This is a genomic window from Pseudomonas sp. S2_E01 (genome assembly GCF_054668365.1).
On the sequence record NZ_CP162762.1, the window covers coordinates 1790682 to 1816409 of the forward strand.

The window sequence follows — 25728 nt, forward strand, 5'->3', positions numbered from 1 at the left end:
TGCCGCGCGGTTAATTCATTACTCAACAGGAGCCATCGTCATGGCCGGTAACTCGTTGGAAGAACTGAAGGCATGGATGAGGGAAACTTCGCGGACGTTCGGCTGGGATGCGCTGGTGGCCCTGCAGGGGCATGAATTGAACCGGGTGTTGCTGCGCGATCACATTGTGCGCCTCAGCCAAGGCAACGGCCTGGGTACCCACGACCTGGAAATCCCGATCCGTGACACGCCGGTGGTGCACTATCTGTCCGGCGTAAGGCTGGGCGCGCCCCAGGTGTCATTCGCCAACGCGAATTTGCAGGTCAACAGGACCCAGTTGCACCTGCCGGTCGTCAACGCCAGCCTGATGATGGTCGAGACCATCGCCGAGCAGAAAAAGGTCCTGCGCCTTGCCAGGTTCGATCCGCTCAATGCCCCGCACCTGACCATGGAACTGCCGGTGAGCAGCGACAAGGGCAAAGCGTTGCTGGACCTGGCAGAGGGCCGCGAACCGTTGCTGCAGATCTTTCAGACGCCGGAGCAACAACGCCAGGGCGGGGAGCAATTGCATGAAAGCCTGAAGGTACTCGGCGACGATCAACGGCGCTTCAACGTGTTGGCGCTCGACGAGGGGGACAACTCGTTCCTGCATGCTCACAGTTTTGATGCACGAGCGCACAAACGCCCGGATTCACCCGCCACGCACGCGGCCCCCCAGGCCGTCGACGAAGACGGCGCTTTGCTGCTGTTCGCCAAACTCGAGGAGGGCAGCAGCGGCGACTACCCCGGCAACGATTCGGGCTATCGCTACCTGATTCCTGAGGCGCAAGGCGATGAAGCCTTCACGGCGACGACATTGCTGTCCCAGGCCTTCATGCACCGCACAACCTTTGCCAACGCCGTGTTCCAGTTGCTGGACGGTGGCGATTTCGATCGGGTCAATGACAGCACCGGCAGGCTGACCGGGCTCGTCGCCAAAAGCGGTGAACTGGAGGTGCCGGGTACCGCGTACCAGAGCGCCGATTACCAGTTCGAGTCGACTCGCTACAGCGTTTCGGCCATGGACGGCGCTGCACCCCTGACAGTCGAGTTGCATGACGACCATGCCCTGCAACGCTGGCAGTGCCCGATCACCGTGACCGTCAGTTATCGACCCATTGGCGGCACCGTCTGGGCCACCTACACCGCCAGGTTTGCCGTTCACCTGGAACATGCCTTGCGCTTTTACGAAGAGGTGTCAGAGGCGGCCGGGATGGAAGCGGAACTGTCGCTGCCCTACATGGGCGATGACGAAATCACCCATCTTGAAGGCTTGCCGGAATCGATCGACCCCAACGTGCGGGTGCAGATTCTCGATTTTGTCCTGCAGACGCTCAAACGTGCGCTGCTGGTGCGTTTCTCCCAGCTTTTGAACGTCACCGCGCCCGATCAATTGTTCGACGGCATGCGCGTGGCGGGCGACAGCGCGTTCGTGCCCACTCACCTGGCGATGCCGTTCGACCGCGCGGCGTTCGGCCGGGTGCATGCCCTGGGGACTTCGTTCTCCGTGGTGCCGGCACACGCGGTGGTGATCGCGGGCAGGAAAATGCAACTGGGTGTCGAGCCTGCGCGGCCGGTGCAGTGGGCGGTGGAGAACCTCTCCGAAGACGGCAGCAACCCCGGCACCGTCAGCCCGACCGGCGAGTACCAGGCACCACCGGCGCACACGATGCAAGGTCGGTTCAACCAGGTGCTGATCATTGCCACGGACCCGGACAGCCGGGAGCGAAGCGTGGCGCTGGTGACCGTGCAGACCAGTGCAATTTCCCTGCAGCTACATTTCCAGGCCTGTTACCACAGTGAGCGCGTGGAGCTGACGGCGGGGCATACCGGCGCCGAACCCCTGGTGTGGTCCATCAAGGATCCGGTATCGGGGGAGAGCGGCACGCTGGTCAAGAGCGACCTGCCTGACGGTGATCATGCGTACATCGCCGCCCCGAGGGTCACCGGCAAAGCCTATGTGATCGATCAGATCGAGGTCAAAAACAGCGCCACCAACGACAGCGAATCGGCGTGGATGCTGGTGATCCAGCACGAGCCGGCGGCGACGATCAAACCGGTCATCGACCCGGGCCTGCCGCCTGGCCAGGTGCAATTGCAGGCCTGGGTCAACGGCTTCCAGGTCGACGGGCAGTGGTCGCTGCCCACGGGCGGGCCGGGCACGATCGACGATTCGGGGTTGTATACCCATGACCCGCAGGCCAGGGAGCCGTTCGCCCTGATTACCGTGCTCATCGAAGGCGGTGAGCTGGGCAACTTCGAAGGCCATATCGTTCTGCCGCTGCCCCTGAGTGACTTCACTGCAGTGCTGGAGGCGTTGGCCAAATAACCTGTGAAAGCTTTTGCAGTGCTTTGTTTATTCAATCAAGGCAGAGGGTACGATCATGGCTGCTAACTCATTGACTGAGCTGCTGGAAATCATGAAAACCGGTCCGAAAACCCAGGGCTGGGCGGCCATTGCGGTGTTCAATCGTGGCCGCATCAATCAGTTGCTCGAGCAGCAATACACCAACCGATTCGGTTCGATGGACTTCCTGCCGTTGTTCAGTGGGGAGATCAAGCGGGCAGCCGGTCAAAACGACGTCGTGCGGCTGAAGGATGTTGCCTTCGGTGCACCCAGGCTGTCATTTGCGAACGCATCGCTACGGGACGGCAAGGCGGTGCTGACCATGGATTTCCTGTCCGGGCGTTGTGTCACCACGCGCCAGGAACCTGGTCGCGGCACAGTGTTGCTCTCCGATGTCAGCATCCTGCAAAGTCAGGGCTCAACCATTGAAGTGGAGGTCGACCTCACCTCTTTGCAGGGGGCGGTCGACCGGCAGGGCAAGGTGACCGTAAACCTGTCCGCAGGAGGCGGCGTGCTGTGCAATCTGGTGGGCGTCGATGCGCAGACCAACACGCTGTTGGGCGATATGTTCAAGCAGCAGTTCTACGACCTGCCGGCCAATCGCAGTGCCTTTCACATCAGCATGGTGGACTTCAAGGGCTACAAGCAACTGACGCCCAAGTCGTTTCGCATCGTGACCCAACCGGCCCCTGGGGCGACCGTACGCGATGCTAAAAACTACGGGGACGGCAATGTTTTATTGTTGGCCAGCGTCCTGGGGCAAACCACGCCCGGCAAGTTCCCCCTCGATGCGGACCTCCCATTTTTCATTCCCAGTGATGCGAACGCCGGTGGCGATCTCCTGTACCCCGCGGTATTGATCCTGGCCGAACCGTTGATCGGGCGTATGGAAGGCAACGAAATGGAGATGCTCACGAACCTGTTGTTTCCCGAAGGCAATCGTTTTCAAGAAGTTGTGCGGCACACGCCTCGGGACCTGGCCGTATTCGGCCAGATCAGTGCCACGTCCGAGTCGATTGCCCTGAGCCCTGCGTACAGTGCGATCAAGGCAGGTGGCACCCAGCAGTTCACCCTGACCAAAGGTGACGGCCAGGTGGTCCAGACCAGCAACTGGACGGCCGTCAGCCTCGCCAGCCATTCGCCGGAAAGACATGGCAAAGTAACCGCAGGCACCTACACCGCCCCGGCGCGTGCTCTGGTCGGGCATGACCGGTTGCACGTGGTGGTGACCGCCGAGTATGTCGATGGCGGCGTCACCCGCACCGCCTCAGCACTGGTGGACGTGTTGTTCGACAGCATGACGACCTCGCCGCAACTGTCCACGGTGTCGGCCTTCGACGGGCAACCGGTCGCGCTCCAGGCCTTGACGCTGGATGCGGTCCCCGTCACCTGGAAACTGCTCACCCCTGAATACGGCACGTTGAAACAGACCGACAGCCAGGCGCTGTTCACGGTCGACGCCCGTGGCAAGAACAAAAGCCTGCTCGTGCAGCAGGCACAGGCAACGGGCAGCGAGTCAGGCCAGGCCGCCATCCTGATCGTCAATGGCCAGCAACAGGTACGCATGGAACCGTCCTACGTGCCCAGGCTTAAGGCGTCCGAAGTGGTCCAGCTTAAGGACGACATCACCCTGTTGCCCGGGCAGCGCCGACGCTGGAAGGTGATTGCCGGCGGCGGCACGGTCGACGCCGACGGGCGCTATGCCGCCCCTGCGCAGGGCGCCACGGGCAGCGTCGTGGTGCAGTGCGAGATCGTGCTCAACGGCGTGGTGTTTTCCAGCGGTTACAGCGTCATCCTGCTTTCGCAGATGGATGACGAACCCCACTGGGAAGACCTCGACCTGTTCATCATCGAGCTGCCGGGCGGGCTCGAGGGCAACCGGATGGGCAGCGTGTTCAACAACGGTCATCAGCAGCTGCGAGCGGTGATTACGGTACAGACCACCCCGATCAATAACGTGCAGTACCCGTTGAATGCCTATGAGCAGGCGAGCATGCGCCTGGTGGACGATTCCTCGAAACAGAACGTCGAACCCCTGCCGGACTCGCTCGAAGGCATGCCTGACGATGACCCTCAACTGTGGCGCACGCGCAACATCCCCAACCGTTTCGAACTGGCTCCGCCGCGCGGTGCCGGGTCGGCTCTCCCGGACGATGTTCCGCAGGCCGCCGACACCATGTTTCGCTACATCCACACCCGGCAGCGGGCCAACTTGACGGGCACGTTTTTCGCCAAGTTCCAGGCCGAGTTCAGCCACGAATGGTTTGACTCGACCCAGGCTTCTCAACCCAACTCCAGGATTTATGTCACGCCAAACCCGCAACCCACTTATATCGACGACGATTACAAAGTTTCGCGAACCCGGGTTGATGGTGGGTCGGGAGGGCCGGGCCCGGGCGAAAATGAGGACGATGATTTTGACTTTCATCCCATTACCGAAGACTACTGGAAGTTTGAATACGTCGGCCGGCCAGGCATGCCCGGGACAGCCTTCGAAACGCTGGAATTCCTGCCGGTAAACGGGCTCACCAATACCTCGATGGTTCGGTGGGAGTCGGAACAACTTTACGAGAGATATTGCAGTTGGACTGGCTGGTACTTCGAAGAATCGCGTCAGGGGTCAACGAGAAAAATAAAATTTGATGAGGTCACCAAGAATGTCATTGAAGGGCTCAGTCTTGATATCGATGTCAAGAATGTCTTCGAAGTAGGAAAGTTGCTCATCACGTTGCATCGTGACAAGAGGGTTAACTATGTGCGGCCCACCAATCCAGAACGAATTAAGTTGTCACGTCCGTTGGTCCTGAAATTGGTGGATAAACGCGGTAATCCACACTTCATGCAAATCGATTTTTTGCCGCCCAGTATTGTGGGGCACCGCAATAGGCTGGTGCGCACGCTCTATACGCCGCCCACGACAGAGTGATGTAGAACATAACTGGAAATAAACAAATACCGTTGCAATTGCCAGTGTCGATTGATTTCAAGGAGTTTGAAATGAAAGCTTCAATAGCGGTTTTCTGCGGGTTTATGTGTGTCTGTACCTTCGCAGTAGCAGAGCAGCAGCCCACTGAAAAGCAAGCAACAGGTTCGATCGCTTTTTCAGAAAAAGGAAGCGAGGGTGGTAAAACCTGCAGCGTGCCGTTCATAACCCAGCCGGCTGTAGATTTTACGAGCGATAAATATGGGTGTGTCAATGATGAGTACAGTTATTTCAGGCTAAATGACGTGCCATCAGCGGGTGAATTTCAACTGAGTTCGGAAAAGTGTAGTGGGGGCGAGGCATGGTGGTTCTGGCTGGATACATACATTAATCCTATTAGCACGGATTGGATTTATATCGGCGATCTTGCCACCTTTCAGAATGGCGATATTGTCAGAAGAGGCATTACACTGGACTCCAAGAGAACGAATACAACTGTCCCGTTCAAGGGTAAGTTGAGTTGCGTCAGAATTATTCGTTCACCCGTGCCGTAACGACCCGCTTGTCTACAGGTTTTTAACTTGACTTACTAAATGACGGGCAGCGGTTCAACCGACGCGGCCTGCCATTACCCGAGGCCGTCACAATGACCATCAAGACTTCCGTACACTCCGGTGCCTTCGCGTTCATGAGTTTCATCCAGGGCGGTGTCGACCCGCGCACCGGGCAGTTCACCCAGACCCTGACCCTGCCCGACGTCAAGACCAACGACCTGAACGGCCCCGGCTTGCCGCTGGCCCTGAGCTACAACCCGCTCAATACCGAGGACAGCGGTTGGGGGTTGGGCTGGAACCTGCGGCTGTCGCAATACACGCTCGCCGACCAGGTGGTGTCGCTCAGCAGTGGTGAAACTTTCAAGGTCACCCACCGGGCGGCCATGGAAATGAAGATGGAGGAGAAGAAACTCGACAGTTTTCACCTCTTCGAAATCGACAGTACGCACTTTCGCCTGGTGCACAACACGGGCTTGGTCGAAATTCTCGAAGTCATGGGCAGCGCGCAGCGTCGAGTGGCCATGCCTGTAGAAATCTATGGGCCGGACGGGCGCAAGGTGACACTGGAATATCGCCAGTTCAATGCACTGCACCCGATGCTGACCGCGATCAAGGACGATGCCGGCAACCTGTTGCTGTCGGTCGAACGCACCGATTTTCAGGTCGAGATCCAGTTGCTGCCGGTATCTGCCCCTGACGGCGGGCCGGTAGCAACGTTCCTGATGAAGCTGATCGGTGCCGACCGGCGTGTCGAACAAATCATATTGCCGACCGAGGAGCTTGCCTCTTGGCGCTTCGTCTACCTGCTCAAGGATGATTATCTGGTGGTCACGTCGATGGAAACCCCCACGGGCGGCCGCGAGGAGTTTATCTATGGAGACGCGGGTCATCAGTTTCCGGCCAGCAGCACGCGCAAGCCACTGCCCAGGGTCACCCGGCATCGCAGCTATCCCGGTTTTGGCCAACCCGAAATCGATACGCGCTACACCTACTCGGCGAACCTGCATAATTTTTTAGGCTATGGCCTGGCGTTTCCCTGGACCGAGGACGGCCGCGACAACCTTTACAAGCACGTCGGCGTCTACGCCTACGGCAGCACTGAAACCCTGCACGTCAACAACCAACCGGTGCGCAGCATCGAGCGCGAGTTCAACCAGTTTCACCTGTTGACCAAGGAAATCACCACACAGAACGACAACATGCACACCGTGGAGACGGTCTACTTCCTGACCCCTGGCGCATCATTCCAGGCGCAGCCCAATTATTGCCAGTTGCCCAAGGACACCCACACCCGCTGGTCGTTGCTCAGCAACCCGAGCAGGATCCGCAGCGAAACCGTCAGCTACACCTATGACAAAGACGGCAACGTGCTGACCCAACTGCAGGCCAACGGTGTGAAGGAAACCAGCACCTGGCTGGCCGCCACTGAAGACCCACTTGGCTTCGTTCGCCACCTCAACGACAAGACCATCACCCCGGCAGCTTCGCCCAACGGCCAGGCGCCGACCCTGCGCACGCGTTACACCTACACCACACTGAAACCGGTGGCGGGCGCGCCGATATCCGACTGGATGATGGTCGAAAGCGAAGTGCTGGAACAGATGAATGGGGCCACACCCACCGAACTGGAACGCACCGACTACCAGATGTTCGACGACCCAGGTGATCGCTTCCTGCACGGCCGGATCAAGACGCAAACGGTGACGATGAACGGCAAGGCGACCAGCACTGCCTACGCCTACCAGAAACTCAACGGCCCGGAGCTCAACGAAAGCGTGCTGCAAACCCGGGAAACCCTCACCGGGTTTGACCATGGCCTGGGCGGCAGGAACGTGCAGAAGGTCACCATCCTTGAACATTCGCTACTCAACGGTGAGCCTTTGCTCAACCGCGATGACACCAACGTCGAGATCCGCTACGCCTACGATTCGCTGCGTCGCGTGACCCGCGAAACCGTGGCGCCGGGCACCGCGTTCGAAGCCTCGCGCAACTATGAGTATGCGCTGTGTGCCAACACCGGCGATCAGGCCGAACAAACCATGATCGACGTCAAGGGCGTGCACACCATCACCCGTTTCGACGGGCTCAATCGTGCGATCTATGAGCAGCGCGACGATGCCGACAACCCCGTGCCGGGCAGCCCGCCCAGGCAGATCTACGAGGCGTTATACGACCCGTTCGACCGCTTGCAGCAAGAGAGCGAGTTCGACTGGCTGGGCGCGCAATCGCTCAAGCTGAGCACGCAGTACGAGTATGACGATTGGGGCGAGGAGCGCGTAGTGATCGGCCCTGATGGCGTGCGCAACGTTGAGGAGAACGACCCGATTGGCACCACGGCTTCGGCAGGTCCTATCCAGCGTAGCTGGCGTGAAAGCAGCGACACGACGCCCGTGATGGGCGGTGTGACCGAAACCTGGTTCAACCTGTTTGAAAAACCGGTGCGTATCGAGCGCTTCGACAACGCGGGCCAGCGGGTCAGCCTGACGCAGACCCTGTACGACGGCCTGGGGCGTACCCACAAGGAGTCGGTCGGATTTGGCTCGATGATTCGCGATACGCTTTACGCTTATGACGCCTTTGATCGCCTGATCAGCAACACGTTGCCGGACAACGCCGTGGTCAAGCGTGAGTTTGCCGCCCACAGCCGCGAGGACCTGCCGGTGCTGATCTCGGTTGACGCGAACGTCCTGGGCGAACAGGAATTCGACGGCCTGGACCGACGGATCAAGACGATCACCGGCGGACGTGTGCAGACCTACGAGTACGATCCGGGGGAAACCGAGCCGAAAACCGTCACCACGCCCGACAACAAGGTCATCGAATACCGTTACGAGACGCGACTGGGTCAGGACCCTGTCTTTCGCCGGATGCCCAGCCCCGGCAACATCGGCGTGTTCAGCGAATCGAGCTACGACTACGACACGGAAAACGCCCGTCTGCTGGCCTGCAAGGAGCAGGACATTGCCCTGGAGCGCGATTACTTCAGCACCGGCGAGCCGAAGAGCGAAAAACGCACGGTGGCCGGCAACGAGTACACCATGCATTACCGCTACAGCCGACTCGGGCGCCTGGAGGCGTACACCGATGTACTGGGGCAGACGCAGAGCTATCGCTATGACAATGCCGGGCGCTTGGAGCACACGGAGCTGGGCACCACGACCGCGCAGTTCACCTACGACAGCTTTGGGCGCGACGAGACGATCGTGACCCGCGACAGCGCCAGCAACCAGCGTGTCGGCATGACCCTGGACTACGATGAATTCGACCGGGAAACCCTGCGCACCTTCGACCTCGATGGCACACTCCAGACGATGCACCAGCAGTACAACGACGTCGATGGCCTGGCGCAACGCACACTGGCCGAAGGGGCCAGCGTGCTGCGTGACGAAACCTATGGTTACGACCTGCGTGGACGCCTGACCAGCTACACCTGCACGGGCAGCGAGTTACCCGTGGACCCTTATGGCAAATCCATCACTGGGCAGACGTTCAACTTCAACGCGCTGGACAACCTGACCCTGGTGTTGACCAATTTTGCCGGTGGGACCAATCGGGCGATCTATGCCTATGACAACCCGGACAAGACGCAACTGACCAAGGTCACCAACAATCACGTGGACTACCCGAAAGAGATTGTCCTGGCCTACAACAACGATGGGCACCTGACCCAGGATGAAGCCTTGCGCACGCTCGATTATGACGCCCTCGGCCGCCTGATCAAAGTCAGTGAGCCCGCTGGCGGAGCGTCGCGAAGCCATGCCTACGACCCCTTGGACAAGCTCGCCAGCATGGACGACGGCACGGCCCAGGCGCAGCGTTTCTACAGCGATGGAAAACTGGCCAACCAACTGGAGGGTGCCAACAGCAGCACCTTCATGCGCGGTGATGAAAGCATGCTCGCTGAGCTGCGGGTAGGTGCCGACCCAAAGTCATGATGCTGACCACCGACCAGAAGCAGACCGTTCTCGCAGGTGTGAGCGAAACGGCGCAGGTGGCCAGCGTTTATTCGGCTTATGGGTATCGCGAGGAGGAATCGGCGACCCATGGACTTATCGGGTTCAACGGCGAGGTTCGGGAGGAGGGGACCAGTTGGTATCTACTGGGTAATGGTCATCGGGTGTATAACCCCAAGCTGATGAAGTTCCATAGCCCGGACGATTACGGGCCCTATGGCGAGGCGGGGTTCAACCTGTATGCGTATTGCCTGGGTGACCCGGTGAATTATGTCGATCCTACGGGGAATGTGCCCGGGCTGTTCTCGATTCTGAGGGGCGCTTGGCGGGTGCTGAAGTCCGTTTTTGGTCCCGCCAGGTACACTTCGAAGGGGGCGAAGGCTGGCAGGACCTCCCAGGTTTTTAGCACGCGGCCGCAGGGGGGCAGAGTTGGTCCCATCTCATCTTCAAGTAATCCGAATGCCGCTGGTTTGGGCTCGCCGGGTACTAGAGGGCCGATAAATTTTAAACACTGGGGCGAGCATGGTACTGACGGCCTGGCAAAGGCATCCGGATTGGAATTCTACAATCCGGCGAAAACAGTGCCCGCCCGGCTTAATACTACAAGGCCAGCCCCCGTTTCATTCGGCCCAACGTATGACATACCTTATGAAACGGCTGAGGCACCGGTCAAGACTTCAAGGGTACGTCCAGTAGCCGTTTCGAAGGGCGCGGATAGGGCCAAGCAAACTCGGTCGAGTCAGGTACCCGCTGCTGATCCGTCCAAAAAGGTAACTCAACCTGTTCGTAGGACGGTAGCAAAGAAAAAAGAGGCTACGGTGGACGCGAATGAAGCGGTCAGGCAGAGAATAGAGGAAGAAGGCAAGTTCCAGTGGGAACAATGAAACCTGTAGCAGCACGACACGCGAATTGTCGTGCTGCCATTTTTTTCATCGCAGGATCTTTGATGTCTGACCTCAAGGCAACTCGATCAACCCCAACTCCAACGCCTTGACCACCGCACAACCCCGGGAATTCACGCCGAATTTGCGGCGGATATTGGAAAAGTGATAGTTCACCCCGGCCTCGCTGCAGTTGCAGATCCGGCCGATTTCCCAGGACGACTTGCCCGCCGCGCTCCATTGCAGCATTTCGCGCTCGCGCTTGGTCAGGTTGATCGCCGTGGCCATTTCAGGCGCACGGGTGTGATAGGAGGACTGGGCAGGTGTTGAGGGGTATGAGTCTGAATGGACACGGTACATGGCGGAGGGCTCCCAACTTTCTTCATGATTGCGAGCAACGCAACTGCCTCCCGCCCGGCAGGGCAGGTACGCGCGACGCTTTTTCGGAATCCTGTGCAGACAGGTTCGGTTTCTTTATATCCCGAATGGAAATGGATGGAACCTGTCACAAATTACAGGTGGCTTGGACCTCGAGTGTAAGTCGCTGAAAACCCGGTTTTTTGCCCTTGAAAAAAAATGACCGCCCGTGATTTTTTACGTCAGCTCGCCGATTTCCAGCGGCGCACTGGCGGGTTTACAGATTTCAGATAGGGTTGAGCCAAGGAGCAATCGCGCCCAAGGAGACCCCATGCGCTACTCAGCCCTGACCCAACGTATTGCCGGTGACGGCGCGGCGGCCTGGCGGATCCATGATCGCGCGCTGGCGTTGCGCGAGCAGGGCGTGGACGTGTTGTTGCTGTCGATTGGCGACCCGGATTTCGACACGCCCGGGCCCATCGTTCACGCCGCCATCGACAGCCTGCTGGCAGGCGATACGCATTACCCGCCGGTGCGTGGCACTCAAGGGTTGCGCAACACCATTGCCCGTCGTCACCGCCTGCGCAGCGGCCAGGAGGTCAGTGCCGAACAGGTTGTCGTCATGCCCGGCGCCCAGTGTGCGGTGTATTCGGTGGCGCAATGTCTGCTGGACCCTGGCGACGAAGTGATCGTCGCCGAACCCATGTACGTGACCTACGAAGGGGTGTTCGGCGCGATTGGCGCGACGGTGCGGCCGGTGGCGGTGCGCCCGGAAAATGGCTTTCGGGTCGATCCGACCGAAGTCGCGGCGCTGATCACCCCCAGAACCCGTGCCCTGTTGCTTAACAGCCCCAACAACCCCTCCGGCGCCAGTTTGCCGTTGCTGGTCTGGCAGGAGCTGGCCGCGCTGTGCGTGCGCCATGACCTGTGGCTGATCAGTGACGAGGTCTACAGCGACTTGCTGTATGAAGGCGAACACATCAGCCCGGCGAGCCTGCCGGGCATGGCCGAGCGCACGGCGACCATCAACAGCCTGTCCAAATCCCACGCCATGAGCGGCTGGCGGGTGGGGTGGGTGATCGGACCCAAACGCCTGGCCGATCATCTGGAGCATTTGTCGTTGTGCATGCTGTTCGGCATTCCCGAGTTCATCCAGAACGCGGCGCAAAGGGCGCTGATTGAAGACTTGCCGGAAGTGGCGCTGATGCGGGAAGAGTATCGCCAGCGCCGTGACCTGGTGTGCGCCCACCTCAATGCCTGCCCGGGGCTGCGGGCCGTCCGCCCAGACGGCGGCATGTTCGTGATGGTGGATGTGCGGCAAACCGGGCTCACCGCCCAGCACTTCGCCGAGCGGTTGCTGGAGGGTTATGGCGTGTCGGTGCTGGCTGGCGAGGCCTTCGGGCCGAGCGCGGCGGGGCATATCCGCCTGGGCCTGGTGGTGGGACAGGCGCAACTGGCCGATGCCTGTCGGCGGATTGCGCTGTGTGCCGCCGACATGCTGGAGGCGCGGCGGGCCTGAGGTTTCAGGGTGTGTGCGGGCCCCATCGCGGGCAAGCCCGCTCCTACAGGTCTTGTGAACGCCGCAGGCCACTGTGGGAGCGGGCTTGCCCGCGATGGGGCCCGCACAATCACCACAAGCAATCAGCCCCGCCAAGCCCCCCCATTCACCAGGTTCCTCGGCCGCTCCTCCGCCAGCGCGGCCAGCAAGTTGTCCACCGCACACGCCGCCATCGCCTCCCGGGTCTCGTGGGTGGCCGAGCCGATGTGCGGCGTCGCCACCACATTGTCCAACTGCAACAACGGCGAGTCCGGGTCCAGCGGCTCGCGCTCGAACACGTCCAGCCCTGCCGCACGAATCTGCCCGGAACGCAGCGCCTCGATCATCGCCGCTTCGTCCACCACCTTGCCGCGGGAAATGTTGATGAAGATGGTCTGGGGGCGCATCAACGCAAATTGCTCGGCACCGATCAGCCCCTCGGTCTCGGCGGTCAACGGCAGGGTCAGGCAGACAAAATCCGCCTCCTGCAACAGCTGCGGCAGGCTGCGGTATTGCGCATCGAAGCGCTGTTCCACTGCTGGTTTGGGGGAGTGGCTGTGGTAGATCACCGGCATGCCAAAGCCGAAATGCCCGCGTTGCGCGACGGCCTCGCCAATGCGCCCCATGCCGATGATGCCCAGCGTCTTGCCGTGCACATCGCTGCCGAACTGCGCCGGGCCGATGTTGCGTTGCCAGCCGCCGTTGCGCACCAGGGCCGCCAGTTCCACCACGCGCCGGGCGCTGGCCAGAATCAAGGCGAAGCCGGTGTCGGCGGTGGTTTCGGTGAGCACGTCCGGCGTATTGCTGAGCAGGATGCGCCGCTCGGTCAGGTAGTCGATGTCGTAGTTGTCGACGCCCACCGACACGCTGGCGATGGCCTGCAGGTGGGGCGCCAGGTCGAGCAGTTGGGCGTCGAGTTTCAGACTGGCGCCGAGCAGCCCGTGGGCACGGGGCAGGGCGGCGCGCAGTTGCGCCAGGCCGTCGGCGTCGAGCTTGTCGATCAGGGTGACGTCGGTCTGCGCATGCAGGCGAGCCATCAGCATCGGCGAGAGTTTCTTGTACAGCACAACCTGCTTTTTCATCGTCGGTGTCTCTTTCAAATCAAGGGTGGGCTGGGCGGCTCAAGGTCACCGTGGGACGCTCCCGGTCGCTGGCGCCAGGCTTGAGGGCAAGGGTCAGCAGCACCGATACCATCAAGGCGCCGCTCATCAACAGGTACGACGCGCCGGGTGAGCCAGTGGCGCTGTTCAGGTAGCCGACCAGGTACGAGCCGCCAAATGAACCCAGCGCGCCCATGCTGTTGATCAGGGCCATGGCGCCACCGGCGACGTTGGCCGGGAGGATTTCCGGGATGATCGCGAAGAACGGCCCATAGGGGGCGTACATGCACGCGCCGGCAATCACCAGCAGGGTGTAGGACCACCAGAAATGTTCGGCGCCCAGCGCGTAGGAACCGTAGAAAGCAATCGAGGCAATCAGCAGCGGCGGCCAGACGAAACGTTTGCGTTTTTGCAGTTTGTCCGAGCCCCAGGACACCAGCAGCATGCCGATCACCGCCGCCAGGTATGGCAGCGCCGACAGCCAGCCGGCCTCGACCATGTCCATCTGCGCGCCGGCCTTGAGGATCGACGGCAGCCACAGCACGAAGCCGTAGACACCGATGCTCCAGCAGAAAAATTGCAGGGCCAGGAGGATCACTTTCGGCGAGCGGAAGGCCTCGGCGTAGTTCTTCACGGCCTTGATGCCGACTTGTTCCGCCGCGAGGGCGCTCTCCAGGTCGTGCTTTTCCTGGTCGTTGAGCCATTTGGCCTGGGACGGACGATCATCGGCCAGTCGCCACCAGATGAATGCCCAGAGCACCGCTGGCAGGCCTTCGATGATGAACATCCAGCGCCAGCTGTAATGCTGCACCAGGTAGCCCGAGACCACCGACATCCACAGCATGGTCACCGGGTTGCCGAGGATCAGGAAGGTGTTGGCCCGCGAGCGCTCGGCCCGGGTGAACCAGTGGCACAGGTAGATCAGCATCGCCGGCATCACCGCTGCTTCGACCACGCCAAGCATGAAGCGGATGACGATCAGCCAGTAGGCGTTGGAGACGATGCCGGTCAGGGTGGCCAGGCTGCCCCAGAGGATCAGGCTGACGAAGATCAGTTTCTTCACGCTGTGTTTCTGCGCGTAGATCGCCCCCGGCACCTGGAAGAAAAAGTAGCCGAGGAAAAACAGGGCGCCGAGCATCGACGACAGGCCAGGCGTGATCATCAGGTCGGCCGCCATGCCGGAGGCGGCGGCAAAGCCGTAGTTGGCGCGGTCCAGGTACGCCAGGCTGTAGGTGATGAACACGATGGGCATGATGTACCACCAGCGGCGGGTGGCGAGGGTAGCGGTTTTCATCAGTGGTGCTCCTGAGCTTGTTGTTTTTGTCGCAGCAGGTAACGGCTTTAAAATCTTCGGTGACCGGGCGGGCCTCATCGCGGGCAAGCCCGCTCCCACCGTGGAATGCGTTGCCCTGTAGGAGCGGGCTTGCCCGCGATGGCGGCCTCAAATTCAGCAGTCATCTCCAGCCGAGTGGGCAACCCCTCCATATCCCCCCGACTCTGCACCGCCCGGCTGCCAATCCAGTTGGCGCGCTTCACGGCGTCGGCGAAGCTGTGGTTTTCCAGGAGGGCGCTGATCATGCCGACGGCAAAACCATCGCCGGCGCCGACGGTGTCGACCACGGTGGGTACTGGCACGCCGGCGACAAAACCCTGATCCATCTGCGTGCGGTAATAAGCACCATGGGGCCCGAGCTTGATCGCCACCGCTTCAGCGCCCTGGTCGAGGTAAAACGCGGCGATGTCGGCCGGGTCCTCGAAACCGGTCAGCAGGCGACCCTCGCTCAGCCCCGGCAAGACCCAGTGGGCGAGGGCGGCGAGGCGGTTGATTTCGGTGATCATCTGTTGTTCGCTGGCCCACAGGCTGGGGCGCAGGTTGGGGTCGAACGAGACGCTGCGCCCGGCCTCGCGCATGCGCGTCATCAGTTCGAACGACATCTGCCGCGCACTGTCCGACAGCGCCGGCACAATGCCGGTGGCGTGCAGATGCCGTGCGCCGAGCAACTCGGCAACGATCGACTGCGGTGCCAGAAAACTGGCCGCCGAACCACGGCGGAAGTACTCGACCCGTGGATCGTCGCCGTCGTCGGTGCGCGACTTGAGCTGGAAGCCGGTCGGGTGGTCGCTGTCGACGGCGACGTGGCGGCAATCCAGGCCTTCCTTCTGCAACGTGTCGACCACGAACCGACCGAGGGAATCCCGGCCAACCCGGCTCAGCCACGCCACCTTGAAACCCAATCGCGACAGACCGATGGCGACGTTGCTGTCCGCCCCGGCGATGCGTTTGTGAAAATGATCGACGCTGGCCAGGTCACCGTTGTGATCGGCGACGAACATGGCCATGGTTTCGCCAAACGAAAGGATATCGATCTCAGACATGGGCGTGCTCCAGGCGGGTTTGTCCCAGGCTGCTCAGGGCGGTGACGTGAGCACGGGTGAGCTGCACCAGGTCTTCGCCTTGCAACGGATATTCGACGGCCCGCATCACGCCTTGGGCCATGTGCCGCAGCAGTTGTTCCCACAGATGCAGGTCGCTCGCGGCGGGCGGCATGGCCACCAGCTTGCCGTCGGCGCGGCGGGAAACGGCCTTGCAGTGCACGTAGCCGACATCGCGCCCGAGCAGGCGTGCGGCGCTGCTGGCGGACTGGTCCTGCCAGTGCCAGTTGCCGATGTCGAAGGTCATTTTCACGGGCACCTGGTGTTGCTCGACCGCTGCGAAAAAACGCTGGAAGGGTTCGATGCGCCCGCCGTGCAGGGTCTGGTCGTTTTCCACCAGCAACTGCACCGGGCAGGTGGCCAGGAGGCGGGCGAGGGCGGACAGGTCGTTGTTGTCGTTGAAATAGCCCAGCGACACTTTCAGCCATTTGGCGCCAAAGGCCTGGGCGCGTTGCAGGGCGGTCACCAGTTCTGGGTTGGGTTTGGACTGGCCGGCCAGCCACAGTTCCATGGGCGAGGAATAGAGGCTTTCCAGGCCGTTTGCCTGGGTGGCGGTCGCCAGTTGCTGCGGGTCTTCGGTGGTCAGCAACTCTTCGCGCCACTCGATGCGGCTGGCACCGGCAGCCGCGAGGATCTCGATGAAACTGCCCTGGCCGCGTTGACGCACGAGGTCGGCGCCGTAACTGGACAGGCTGATGGCAACGGGTGGTTTGTGCATTGTTTTTGTACCTCTGAAACCGGTTTCATTTTTGTTCAAAAAAAGGGTGTGGAGTCTTGAGGGCCCTATCGCGAGCAGGCCTCACCGCAAATTTCCCAGCGTCGACCCTCTAACCATCAACCGCGCCGAAAAATCCAGGGTCTTTACCGGCCCAACATCCCCGCGCAAGCGCTTGAGCAGACACTCAAACGCACTCGCGCCAATCTGTTCCGTCGGTTGCGCCAGTGCCGTAATCCCGCTGCCCACCAGCGGATACCAATCCAGGTCATCGAGGGCAATCAGGCCAACATCGGCAAACAGGTCGCACTGCAAATCCCGCAGCGCCTGGGTACTGGCCAGCGCCGCCACACCGTTGGCGCAAAACAGCGCTTTCGGGCCGGGGCCGGGGTTGTCGAGGAAGTTTTTCAGCTGGGCAGTCAAGTCGCTGCCGGTCTCGACCAACGTGCCACGCAGCGCCGTGCGCCTGGCGATGCCGCTCTTGAAACTGCTGACTCGCTCGATCCGCGAGCTGGTGCCGTCGTAGGGTTCGGTCACCAGCAGCACATCGCGGTAGCCGCGTTCTTCAAGATGACTGAGGGCGAGTTCGACCGCGGCGGGGTTATCCAGCCCGACCAGGTCGCTGTCCAGGTGCTCGACCTTGCGGTCCACCAGCACCATGGGCATTTCCCGGTGCAGTTCGTGCAACTGGTCGCGGTGGTGGCCGAGGGTGTTCACGATCAGCCCTTCGATGTTGTACGAGCGCAGTAGCGCCAGGTGCTGGCGTTCCTGTTCGTCATCGCGGTCGGTGTTGCACACCACCAGGCTGTAGCCATGTTGGCGGCAAGCGGTCTCCACGCCATGCATCACGGCAATCGAGTAGGGGTTGCGGATGTCGGCCACCAGCATGCCGATCAGGCGGGTACGCCCGCGTTTCAGGCCGCGCGCCATCTGGTTCGGCCGGTAGCCGAGTTCGGCAATCGCCTGCTCGATGCGCTGGGCCGTGGCTTCGGAGAGCAGGGCACGGTCGTCACCGATGAAGCGCGAGACGCTGGCCTTGGACACCTTGGCGTGTTCGGCGACGTCGAGCATGGTGACGCGGCTGCGTTGGGCGGCGGAAAAGTCGTTCACGGGCTGAAACCTTGTTATTGGATTTATAGGGTTTCAGTGCGGTGTGAGGTTGCACTGAAACCGGTTTCATAAAACGCCAGAATCGGATGAGTCGTCAACCCCGAGAGGAAAATTGTCTGACAAGGATCGACGAGCGGGGCTCACGCCAACACGCTCAGCCAGGCCGACCCCAGCAGCAACAAGGCCATGCAGCGGTTGAAGCGTTGCACCGCGCCGGGCGACCGCAACCAGCGCACCGATCCCGCCCCCAGCAGCGCCCAGACCCCGAGGCAGGGGAGGGAAATGAGGAAAAACGCCAGCGACAGCACCAGCACATGGCTCAGGCGTTCATCCCCCGCACCGGCAAACACGCTGACCACCGCCAACGCCATCATCCAGGTTTTCGGATTGATCAGTTGCAGGCTCGCCGCGCCGACCAGCCCCAGCCGGCCCTTGGGGTCCTGGGCATCCAGCGCCTGCGCGGGAGCATTGAAGATCTGCCAGGCCAGGTAGCTCAACCAGGCCACGCCGACCCATTGCATGGCGGTTTGCACCCCCGGCAGGGCGGTCAATGTCGAACCAGCGCCGGTGCCGACCAGCAGCACGATGGTCGCGGCACTGGCGCAGGCACCCAGGATGATCGGCAGTGCTGCGCCCAGACCATAACGCGCGCTGTTGCTCAGCACCAGAATGTTGGTGGGACCCGGAGTGATCGAGGCCACGAAGGCGAACAACAGGAAAGGCAGGAACGTCGGAAAGGAAGCGAACATCGCGGGCAACTCCGGTGAAGATCATGAACCCGATCTTCACAAGCCCACGGTTCAGTTGTCTGGAAGATTTGAGCAGCGCTTGCGGTACAGCGCCGGAGTCAGGCCATAGGCGCGCACGAACCAGCGACCCAGGTGGCTCTGGTCGGCAAAGCCCAGCGTCATCGCCACCGTCGCCGGTTGCTCGCCACGGGCCAACATGCGCCGGGCGCTGGCCAGGCGCAGTTGCACCAGGTAGGCGTGGGGGGCGATGCCAAAGGCGGCCTTGAACGCGCGGGTCAGGCGAAAGCGATCGACACCGGTGGCGAGGGCCAGTTGGTCGAGGCCGATGTCTTCGTGGGCATGGGCGTGCAGATACTCCCGGGCCTTGTGTGCCACCTGCGGCAGGCGCGGGTCGTCGCCATAACGGGCCCGCCAGTGCAGGTGCGTGGTGAGGCGTTCGAGCAAGCCATCGAGGGCCGTCTGGCGCACGATCTTGAGTTCGCCATGGTGCAGGGTTTCAAAGGCCAGCGCAGTGGCCCGGGCCAGCGTCGCATCGGTGGTCAGCGTGTGGGCGAAACCCAGCTCGCCGTGGTCCGGGGCCTTGTCGAACAGCGTACTGATCTCGCGGGTCAGCCACTGCGGATCGAGGTAAAGCATGCGGTAGGTGAAACCATCTTCCGTTGGCGCCTCGCCGTCGTGGATGTCACCGGGTTCGAGCATGAACACCTTGCCAGGCGTGCTCTGGTGCCTGGCCCTTCGACAATTGAACTGCTGCACCCCTTGCTCGGTCACGCCCACCAGGTAGCTGTCGTGCCAATGCGGATCGTAGGCGTGCCCCTCGAAATGCGCGCGCAGCGTCTCGATACCGGTGTCGGCATCCTGGGCCAGGTCGATCCAGTTGTGAGTCGTCATGCTGCACCTGTGGGGCGGATGGCCGGGTTATTTAACCGTAGCGGCGCGCGCGATACCTAGAACGTTTGTGCAGCGGTTCAGTTGAACAGTCCGGCAGCGATGTTGATCGAAAACCCCAGTATCGCCGTATTGAACAGAAAGCCGATCAGCGACTGCGCCAGCACGATCTTGCGCAACTCGCGCGTGGCCACGCCGACATCGGAGGTCTGTACCGCTACGCTGATGGTGAACGAGAAGTACAGGAAGTCCCAGTAGTTGGGGGTGGTCAGGCCCTCGGCGAAACGCAGGGCGGGGCCTTTGCCGGTGCAGGTGTAAAACAGGCGGGCGTAATGCACGCTGAAGATCACGCCGATCAGCAGCCATGAACCGATGACCGTCAGCGCGGTAAAACCATAATGCAGCAGCCTTGGGGCGGTGGCCAGCTCCTTGCTGCCGGCCAGTTCGAAGGCGATGGTGGCCAGGCTGGCGATGGCGGCGATGCACACCAGCAACAGCACCAGCCCGGCGTTCTCGTCTTCGACCTCGGCGATGCGCTTGACGTCCGGTGCCCTGGCGCGAGTAGCGAGCCAGAACATCAAGACCAGATAGGTCCAGACCCCGGCGTTCCAGCCAATGAGGACTTTGCTGATGATCGAATCGACCGGCGCCAGAATGCCCACTGCCACGGCGAAGGTGGCAGCGGCGGACAGGCGAGGGTGGGTGCGGGCGAGGAAGGGCATGGAGGCTCGGGGGTGGGGGAGGTGTGGATACCTTAGCACCCCAGATGAATGAGGTGCTCTGCTCTCTGTGGGAGCGGGCTTGCCCGCGATGGCGGCGGACCGGTCGCCATTGATGCTGGATGTGCCGGCCTCATCGCGGGCAAGCCCGCTCCCACAGGTCATTGAGGCTCTGGGCTAGCTTTGTTTACGACCCCGCACCAGCTTCATCACCACCACAAAAAACACCGGCACGAACACCACCGCCAGGGTCGCGGTGATCATGCCGCCGATCACCCCGGTCCCGATGGCCTGCTGGCTGGCCGAGCTGGCACCGGTGGCGATGGCCAGTGGCACCACACCGAGGATGAACGCCAGCGAAGTCATGACGATGGGGCGCAGGCGCAGGCGGGCCGCTTGCAGGGTCGCGTCGATCAGGTCATGGCCATCGTCGTACAGGCTCTTGGCGAACTCGATGATCAGGATCGCGTTCTTCGCCGACAGGCCGATGATGGTGATCAGCCCGACCTTGAAGAACACATCGTTGGGCATGCCGCGCAAGGTCACCGCCAGTACCGCGCCGAGGACGCCGAGCGGCACCACCAGTAGCACCGAGGTCGGAATCGACCAGCTCTCGTACAAGGCCGCCAGGCAGAGAAATACGATCAGCAGCGACAACCCGAGCAGGATCGGTGCCTGGCTGCCGGACAACCGTTCCTGCAACGACAGCCCGGTCCATTCCTGACCGAGCCCCGTCGGCCCCAGTGCGACCAGCCGCTCGATCTCCGCCATGGCTTCACCGGTGCTGTGCCCCGGTTTGGGTTCACCGGAAATGGCAATGGCCGGGTAGCCGTTATAGCGGGTCAGTTGCGCCGGACCCTGGGTCCATCTGGCCTGGACAAAGGACGCCAGCGGGACCATTTTGCCCTCGGTGTTGCGCACATGCATTTTCAGCAGGTCATCCACCTGGCTGCGTTGATCGCCCTCGGCCTGGACCACCACCCGCTGCATCCGCCCCAGGTTGGGGAAGTCGTTGATGTAGGCCGAGCCGACGGCCGTGGACAGCACGTTGCCGACATCGGCAAAGGACACGCCCAGGGCATTGGCTTGCTTGCGGTCGACGATCAACTGCACCTGCGGCGCTTCGGCCAGGGCGCTTTCGCGCACATTCATCAGGACCGGGCTTTTCTCGGCGGCGGCCAGCAACTCAGTGCGCGCCTGCATCAACGTCGCATAGCCGAGGCCGCCACGGTCCTGCAGGCGGAACTCGAAGCCGCTGGAGGTGCCCAGGCCGTCCACCGGAGGCGGCAGGACGGCGAACGCCATGGCGTCCTTGATCCCGCTCAGTGCGATGTTGGCGCGGTCGGCAATCGAACTGGCGGCATCGTCGCGGCCGCGTTCCGACCAGTCCTTGAGCGTGGTAAAGGCCAGCGCGGCATTCTGTCCGCTGCCGGAAAAGCTGAAGCCCAGGATCACCGTGCTGTCACCGACGCCGGGTTCGCCGGCGTTGTGCGCCTCGATCTGCTCCACCACCTGCACCGTGCGGTTCTGGCTGGCGCCGGGTGGCAGTTGGATGTCGGTGATGGTGTAGCCCTGGTCTTCGGTTGGCAGGAAGGACGAGGGCAGGCGACTGAAACACAGGCCCAGGCCCACCAGCAGCACCGCGTAGATCAACAGGTAACGGCCGCTGCGTTTCAGCGCATGACCGACCCAGCCCTGATAACGCTCGGTCAGTTGCTCGAAGCGACGGTTGAACCAACCGAAGAACCCGCCCTTGGCGTGATGCTCGCCCTTGGCAATCGGCTTGAGCAAAGTTGCGCACAGCGCCGGTGTCAGGGTCAGGGCCAGGAACGCCGAGAACAGGATCGAGGTGGCCATGGACAACGAGAACTGGCGGTAAATCACCCCGACCGAACCCTGCATGAACGCCATCGGAATGAACACCGCCACCAAGACCAGGGTGATGCCGATGATTGCGCCGGTGATCTGCTGCATCGCCTTGCGCGTGGCGTCCTTGGGCGACAGGCCTTCGCTGACCATGATCCGCTCGACGTTCTCCACCACGACAATGGCGTCGTCCACCAGGATGCCGATGGCCAGCACCATCCCGAACATGGTCAGCACGTTGATCGAGTACCCCAGCGCCAGCATGGTGGCAAAGGTGCCCATCAACGCCACCGGCACCACAAGTGTCGGGATCAGCGTGTAGCGGATGTTCTGCAGGAACAGGAACATCACGGCGAACACCAGCACCATTGCTTCGAGCAGGGTGTACACCACCTTGGTGATCGAAACCTTGACGAAAGGCGAGGTGTCGTACGGAATCTTGTATTCGACGTTGGCCGGGAAGTAACGCGACAGCTCGTCCATCTTCGCCCGTACGAGGGTCGCGGTGCTCAGGGCGTTGGCGCCGGGTGATAACTGCACGCCGACGGCGGTGGAGGGCTTGCCGTTCAGGCGGGTGCCGAACTGATAATCCTGGCTGCCGATCTCCACCCGTGCAACGTCGCCGATGCGCACCGTGGAGCCGTCGGGATTGGCCTTGAGCACGATGTCAGCGAATTCTTCCGGGGTGGACAGTTGGCCCTTGACCAGGATGGTCGCGGTGATCTCCTGGGTGGTGCGGGTCGGCAGGTCGCCGATGCTGCCGGCCGAGACCTGGGCGTTCTGCGCGACGATGGCGGTGTTGACGTCCGAAGGCGTCAGGTTGAAACCGATCAGTTTCTGCGGGTCGATCCAGATGCGCATGGCCCGTTCGGAACCATAGAGCTGCGCTTTACCCACACCGTCCAGGCGCTTGATTTCGTTCATCACGTTGCGCGCCAGGTAGTCGCTGAGCGCCACGTCGTCGAGCTTGCCGTCGGTGGAGGTGAGGGTGATCAGCAGCAGGAAGCCGGCGGACACTTTTTCCACCTGCAAGCCTTGCTGGTTGACCGCTTGGGGCAGGCGCGACTCGACCACTTTCAGGCGATTTTGCACATCGACCTGAGCCAGTTCCGGGTGGGTGCCGGGCTGGAACGTCGCCTTGATCGTGGCGCTGCCGAGGCTGCTCTGGGACTCGAAATACAGCAGGTGGTCAGCGCCGTTGAGCTCTTCCTCGATCAGGCTGACCACGCTTTCGTCCACGGTCTGTGCGGAGGCACCCGGGTACACGGCGTAGATTTCGACCTGTGGCGGTGCGACATCGGGGTACTGCGCCACGGGCAATTGCGGAATGGCCAGGGCGCCGGCCAGCAGGATGAACAGGGCAACCACCCAGGCGAACACCGGGCGATCGATAAAGAACTGCGGCATACAAAAGCGTCCTGCTTACTGGCCAGTGACCTGGGCAAGTGGAAGAGGGGAGTCGTCGATCTGCACCTTGTCGCCAGGCTTGGCGTGTTGCAGCCCTTCGACGACGATACGGTCGCCCGGCTTGAGGCCGGCGGTGACGATCCAGCGATCGTTCTGCACGGCGCCGAGTTCGATCGGTTGCTGGCCAATCCGTTGTTCGGCATCGAGCAGCAACACCTGGGCGATCCCGGCGCTGTCACGCTGGATGGCGCGTTGCGGCACGCTGATGCCCTGCTGGTTGACGGCTTGCTCCAGGCGCACGCGAACGAAACTGCCCGGCAGCAGGTCGAGGTCCGGGTTGGGGAATTCGCTGCGCAGGATGATCTGGCCGGTGCCCGGGTCGACGGTGATGTCGGTGAACAGCAACTTGCCGGGCAATGGGTACGCACTGCCGTCATCCTGGATCAGCGTGGCCCGGGCCTCGCCCTGGCCGACTTCCTTCAGTTGCCCGGAGCGAAAGGCCCGGCGCAGGTCGTTGAGTTCGCGGGTCGATTGAGTGAGGTCGGCATGGATGGGGTTCAGTTGCTGGATCAGGGCCAGTGGCGTGGTTTCGTTCTGCCCCACCAGTGCGCCTTCGGTGACCAGCGCCCGGCCGATGCGCCCGGAAATCGGTGCGGTGACGGTGGCGTAGCCAAGGTTGAGTTTGGCCCGCTCAACCGCTGCCTTGTTGGCGGCGACTTCGGCAGCGGTTTGTCGTGCGGCCGCGCGGGCGTTGTCGTACTCCTGGCCGCTGATGGCCTTGTCTTCGATCAACTGGGCGTAGCGTTGCTCTTGCAGGCGCGCCTGGAAGGCGTTGGCCTCGGCCTTGCGCAGCTCGGCTTCGGCGCTGTCCAGATCGGCCTTGAACGGCGCCGGGTCGATGCGAAACAGCACGTCGCCCTTCTTCACATCGCTGCCTTCGCGGAACACGCGCTGCAACACCACGCCGGCCACCCGGGCGCGGACTTCGGCGATGCGTGGCGCGGCAATTCGCCCACTCAGTTCGCTGGTGATCGACAGTGGCCGGGCTTCGAGGGTTTCGATGCGCACGCTGGCCAGTGGCGCCTCTGCCTCGGCGGTCGAGGCCCGGTCGCACGCACTGAGCGTCAACGCCAGGGCCAGCAGGCTCAGCCTGGCAAGCAGGTTCTTGGACATGTAAATACCCCAATAATGAGCCCCGCATCCTACGGGGAGCTGGCGAGGGTAGCGGTGAAGCTTTGTAGGTGCTGTGTGAAATTGTGTAAGGGTTTTAGTCAGGGACGAGTGAGGGCGTATATCCTTTACGGCTTGGAATTGATTGTGCCTGGGCTGGCCCCATCGCGGGCAAGCCCGCTCCTACAGAGTTTTGTGTTGTTCACAAATCACATGAACACCACCGAACCTGTGGGAGCGGGCTTGCCTGCGATAGCGATTTACCCGGCACCCCCGCACCCCTTTGGAAACACCCCATGCCCAACATTCTCCTGGTCGAAGACGACAGCGCGCTCTCCGAACTGATTGCCAGCTACCTGGAACGCAACGGCTACTGCGTCAGCGTCATCAGCCGCGGCGACCACGTGCGCGAGCGGGCGCGCGTCGATCCGCCGGACCTGGTGATCCTCGACCTGATGCTGCCGGGGCTCGACGGCTTGCAGGTCTGCCGCTTGCTGCGCGCCGATTCGGCGACGCTGCCGATCCTGATGCTCACCGCTCGCGACGACAGTCACGACCAGGTGCTGGGCCTGGAAATGGGCGCCGATGACTACGTCACCAAACCCTGCGAGCCCCGCGTGTTGCTGGCCCGCGTGCGCACCTTGCTGCGCCGCAGCAGCCTCAGTGAACCGCAGACCGCCAACGACCGCATCCTCATGGGCAACCTGTGCATCGACCTGTCCGAACGCACCGTGAGCTGGCGCGGGCATCTGGTGGAATTGTCCAGCGGCGAATACAACCTGCTGGTGGTGCTGGCGCGTCATGCCGGCGAAGTGCTCAGCCGTGACCAGATCCTGCAACGCCTGCGCGGCATCGAATTCAACGGCACCGACCGCTCGGTGGACGTGGCGATCTCCAAGCTGCGGCGAAAGTTCGACGACCACGCCGGCGAGGCGCGCAAGATCAAGACGGTGTGGGGCAAGGGTTACCTGTTCAGCCGTTCCGAGTGGGAATGCTGACAC

18 protein-coding genes are annotated in these 25728 nt (G+C 62.0%); 7 read left to right on the forward strand and 11 right to left on the reverse strand.

Annotation, left to right across the window (positions count from 1 at the left end; translation table 11 throughout):
* Window positions 1-40: 40 nt before the first annotated feature.
* The 5 genes from AB4O36_RS08225 (at window position 41) to AB4O36_RS08245 (ending at window position 10679) form a co-directional block, all read left to right on the forward strand.
* On the forward strand, window positions 41-2347 hold the full coding sequence (locus tag AB4O36_RS08225; protein WP_460141442.1) for a hypothetical protein: 2307 nt from the start codon (window positions 41-43) through the stop codon (window positions 2345-2347).
* Between the two features lie 55 nt (window positions 2348-2402).
* The gene (locus tag AB4O36_RS08230) at window positions 2403-5291 is read left to right on the forward strand and encodes a hypothetical protein (RefSeq protein WP_460141443.1); all 2889 of its coding nucleotides are present in this window, start codon (window positions 2403-2405) and stop codon (window positions 5289-5291) included.
* A gap of 71 nt (window positions 5292-5362) precedes the next feature.
* Window positions 5363-5842: a hypothetical protein gene (locus AB4O36_RS08235; protein ID WP_460141444.1), complete on the forward strand. Its 480-nt coding sequence runs from the start codon at window positions 5363-5365 to the stop codon at window positions 5840-5842.
* A gap of 92 nt (window positions 5843-5934) precedes the next feature.
* Window positions 5935-9777 carry an RHS repeat domain-containing protein gene (locus AB4O36_RS08240; RefSeq protein WP_460141445.1) on the forward strand — a complete coding sequence of 1281 codons (3843 nt, stop codon included), beginning with the start codon at window positions 5935-5937 and terminating at the stop codon, window positions 9775-9777.
* The gene (locus AB4O36_RS08245; RefSeq protein WP_460141446.1) at window positions 9774-10679 is read left to right on the forward strand and encodes an RHS repeat-associated core domain-containing protein; all 906 of its coding nucleotides are present in this window, start codon (window positions 9774-9776) and stop codon (window positions 10677-10679) included. Before AB4O36_RS08240 ends, AB4O36_RS08245 begins: the two co-directional genes overlap by 4 nt.
* A gap of 72 nt (window positions 10680-10751) precedes the next feature.
* On the opposite strand, the gene AB4O36_RS08250 is transcribed toward AB4O36_RS08245, so the two are convergent.
* On the reverse strand, window positions 10752-11036 hold the full coding sequence (locus tag AB4O36_RS08250; RefSeq protein WP_460123408.1) for a helix-turn-helix transcriptional regulator: 285 nt from the start codon (window positions 11034-11036) through the stop codon (window positions 10752-10754).
* Window positions 11037-11364: 328 nt separating this feature from the next.
* Between AB4O36_RS08250 and AB4O36_RS08255 the strand changes: the two genes are divergently transcribed.
* Window positions 11365-12552 (forward strand): pyridoxal phosphate-dependent aminotransferase, encoded by a 1188-nt coding sequence (locus AB4O36_RS08255; RefSeq protein WP_460141447.1) that lies wholly within the window; start codon window positions 11365-11367, stop codon window positions 12550-12552.
* Between the two features lie 122 nt (window positions 12553-12674).
* On the opposite strand, the gene AB4O36_RS08260 is transcribed toward AB4O36_RS08255, so the two are convergent.
* From AB4O36_RS08260 to AB4O36_RS08305, 10 genes are all read right to left on the reverse strand, one after another.
* A complete protein-coding gene (locus tag AB4O36_RS08260; RefSeq protein ID WP_460123413.1) occupies window positions 12675-13652 on the reverse strand; it encodes a 2-hydroxyacid dehydrogenase in 978 nt (325 codons plus the stop codon).
* A 19-nt stretch (window positions 13653-13671) separates the two neighbouring features.
* On the reverse strand, window positions 13672-14964 hold the full coding sequence (locus AB4O36_RS08265; RefSeq protein WP_460141448.1) for an MFS transporter: 1293 nt from the start codon (window positions 14962-14964) through the stop codon (window positions 13672-13674).
* A 74-nt stretch (window positions 14965-15038) separates the two neighbouring features.
* Window positions 15039-16046: a sugar kinase gene (locus tag AB4O36_RS08270; RefSeq protein WP_460123419.1), complete on the reverse strand. Its 1008-nt coding sequence runs from the start codon at window positions 16044-16046 to the stop codon at window positions 15039-15041.
* The gene (locus AB4O36_RS08275) at window positions 16039-16821 is read right to left on the reverse strand and encodes a sugar phosphate isomerase/epimerase family protein (RefSeq protein ID WP_460123422.1); all 783 of its coding nucleotides are present in this window, start codon (window positions 16819-16821) and stop codon (window positions 16039-16041) included. The genes AB4O36_RS08270 and AB4O36_RS08275 overlap by 8 nt, the downstream gene beginning before the upstream one ends.
* An 81-nt stretch (window positions 16822-16902) precedes the next feature.
* Window positions 16903-17928, reverse strand: coding sequence for a LacI family DNA-binding transcriptional regulator (locus AB4O36_RS08280; protein ID WP_460123425.1), 1026 nt, complete (start codon window positions 17926-17928; stop codon window positions 16903-16905).
* A 140-nt stretch (window positions 17929-18068) separates the two neighbouring features.
* Window positions 18069-18677, reverse strand: coding sequence for a LysE family translocator (locus AB4O36_RS08285; protein ID WP_460123427.1), 609 nt, complete (start codon window positions 18675-18677; stop codon window positions 18069-18071).
* Between the two features lie 51 nt (window positions 18678-18728).
* Window positions 18729-19568 (reverse strand): AraC family ligand binding domain-containing protein, encoded by an 840-nt coding sequence (locus AB4O36_RS08290; protein ID WP_460123430.1) that lies wholly within the window; start codon window positions 19566-19568, stop codon window positions 18729-18731.
* A gap of 77 nt (window positions 19569-19645) precedes the next feature.
* Entirely contained in the window at window positions 19646-20287 is a 642-nt protein-coding gene (locus AB4O36_RS08295) for a DUF1345 domain-containing protein (protein ID WP_460123433.1), read from the reverse strand.
* Between the two features lie 174 nt (window positions 20288-20461).
* The gene (locus AB4O36_RS08300) at window positions 20462-23557 is read right to left on the reverse strand and encodes a multidrug efflux RND transporter permease subunit (protein ID WP_460123435.1); all 3096 of its coding nucleotides are present in this window, start codon (window positions 23555-23557) and stop codon (window positions 20462-20464) included.
* A 15-nt stretch (window positions 23558-23572) separates the two neighbouring features.
* The gene (locus AB4O36_RS08305; RefSeq protein WP_460141449.1) at window positions 23573-24730 is read right to left on the reverse strand and encodes an efflux RND transporter periplasmic adaptor subunit; all 1158 of its coding nucleotides are present in this window, start codon (window positions 24728-24730) and stop codon (window positions 23573-23575) included.
* Between the two features lie 293 nt (window positions 24731-25023).
* Between AB4O36_RS08305 and AB4O36_RS08310 the strand changes: the two genes are divergently transcribed.
* On the forward strand, window positions 25024-25725 hold the full coding sequence (locus AB4O36_RS08310; protein WP_460123438.1) for a response regulator: 702 nt from the start codon (window positions 25024-25026) through the stop codon (window positions 25723-25725).
* The last annotated feature ends 3 nt before the right edge of the window (window positions 25726-25728 follow it).

What these genes read in the sequence shown, in the direction of transcription:
- AB4O36_RS08275 (WP_460123422.1), bottom strand. Translation starts at nt 16,821, where the DNA reads ATGCACAAACCACCCGTTGCCATCAGCCTGTCCAGTTACGGCGCCGAC.
- AB4O36_RS08295 (WP_460123433.1), bottom strand. Translation starts at nt 20,287, where the DNA reads ATGCCCTTCCTCGCCCGCACCCACCCTCGCCTGTCCGCCGCTGCCACC.
- AB4O36_RS08230 (WP_460141443.1), top strand. Translation starts at nt 2,403, where the DNA reads ATGGCTGCTAACTCATTGACTGAGCTGCTGGAAATCATGAAAACCGGT.
- AB4O36_RS08290 (WP_460123430.1), bottom strand. Translation starts at nt 19,568, where the DNA reads ATGACGACTCACAACTGGATCGACCTGGCCCAGGATGCCGACACCGGT.
- AB4O36_RS08240 (WP_460141445.1), top strand. Translation starts at nt 5,935, where the DNA reads ATGACCATCAAGACTTCCGTACACTCCGGTGCCTTCGCGTTCATGAGT.
- AB4O36_RS08265 (WP_460141448.1), bottom strand. Translation starts at nt 14,964, where the DNA reads ATGAAAACCGCTACCCTCGCCACCCGCCGCTGGTGGTACATCATGCCC.
- AB4O36_RS08270 (WP_460123419.1), bottom strand. Translation starts at nt 16,046, where the DNA reads ATGTCTGAGATCGATATCCTTTCGTTTGGCGAAACCATGGCCATGTTC.
- AB4O36_RS08225 (WP_460141442.1), top strand. Translation starts at nt 41, where the DNA reads ATGGCCGGTAACTCGTTGGAAGAACTGAAGGCATGGATGAGGGAAACT.
- AB4O36_RS08235 (WP_460141444.1), top strand. Translation starts at nt 5,363, where the DNA reads ATGAAAGCTTCAATAGCGGTTTTCTGCGGGTTTATGTGTGTCTGTACC.
- AB4O36_RS08310 (WP_460123438.1), top strand. Translation starts at nt 25,024, where the DNA reads ATGCCCAACATTCTCCTGGTCGAAGACGACAGCGCGCTCTCCGAACTG.
- AB4O36_RS08260 (WP_460123413.1), bottom strand. Translation starts at nt 13,652, where the DNA reads ATGAAAAAGCAGGTTGTGCTGTACAAGAAACTCTCGCCGATGCTGATG.
- AB4O36_RS08250 (WP_460123408.1), bottom strand. Translation starts at nt 11,036, where the DNA reads ATGTACCGTGTCCATTCAGACTCATACCCCTCAACACCTGCCCAGTCC.
- AB4O36_RS08255 (WP_460141447.1), top strand. Translation starts at nt 11,365, where the DNA reads ATGCGCTACTCAGCCCTGACCCAACGTATTGCCGGTGACGGCGCGGCG.
- AB4O36_RS08305 (WP_460141449.1), bottom strand. Translation starts at nt 24,730, where the DNA reads ATGTCCAAGAACCTGCTTGCCAGGCTGAGCCTGCTGGCCCTGGCGTTG.
- AB4O36_RS08285 (WP_460123427.1), bottom strand. Translation starts at nt 18,677, where the DNA reads ATGTTCGCTTCCTTTCCGACGTTCCTGCCTTTCCTGTTGTTCGCCTTC.
- AB4O36_RS08245 (WP_460141446.1), top strand. Translation starts at nt 9,774, where the DNA reads ATGATGCTGACCACCGACCAGAAGCAGACCGTTCTCGCAGGTGTGAGC.
- AB4O36_RS08300 (WP_460123435.1), bottom strand. Translation starts at nt 23,557, where the DNA reads ATGCCGCAGTTCTTTATCGATCGCCCGGTGTTCGCCTGGGTGGTTGCC.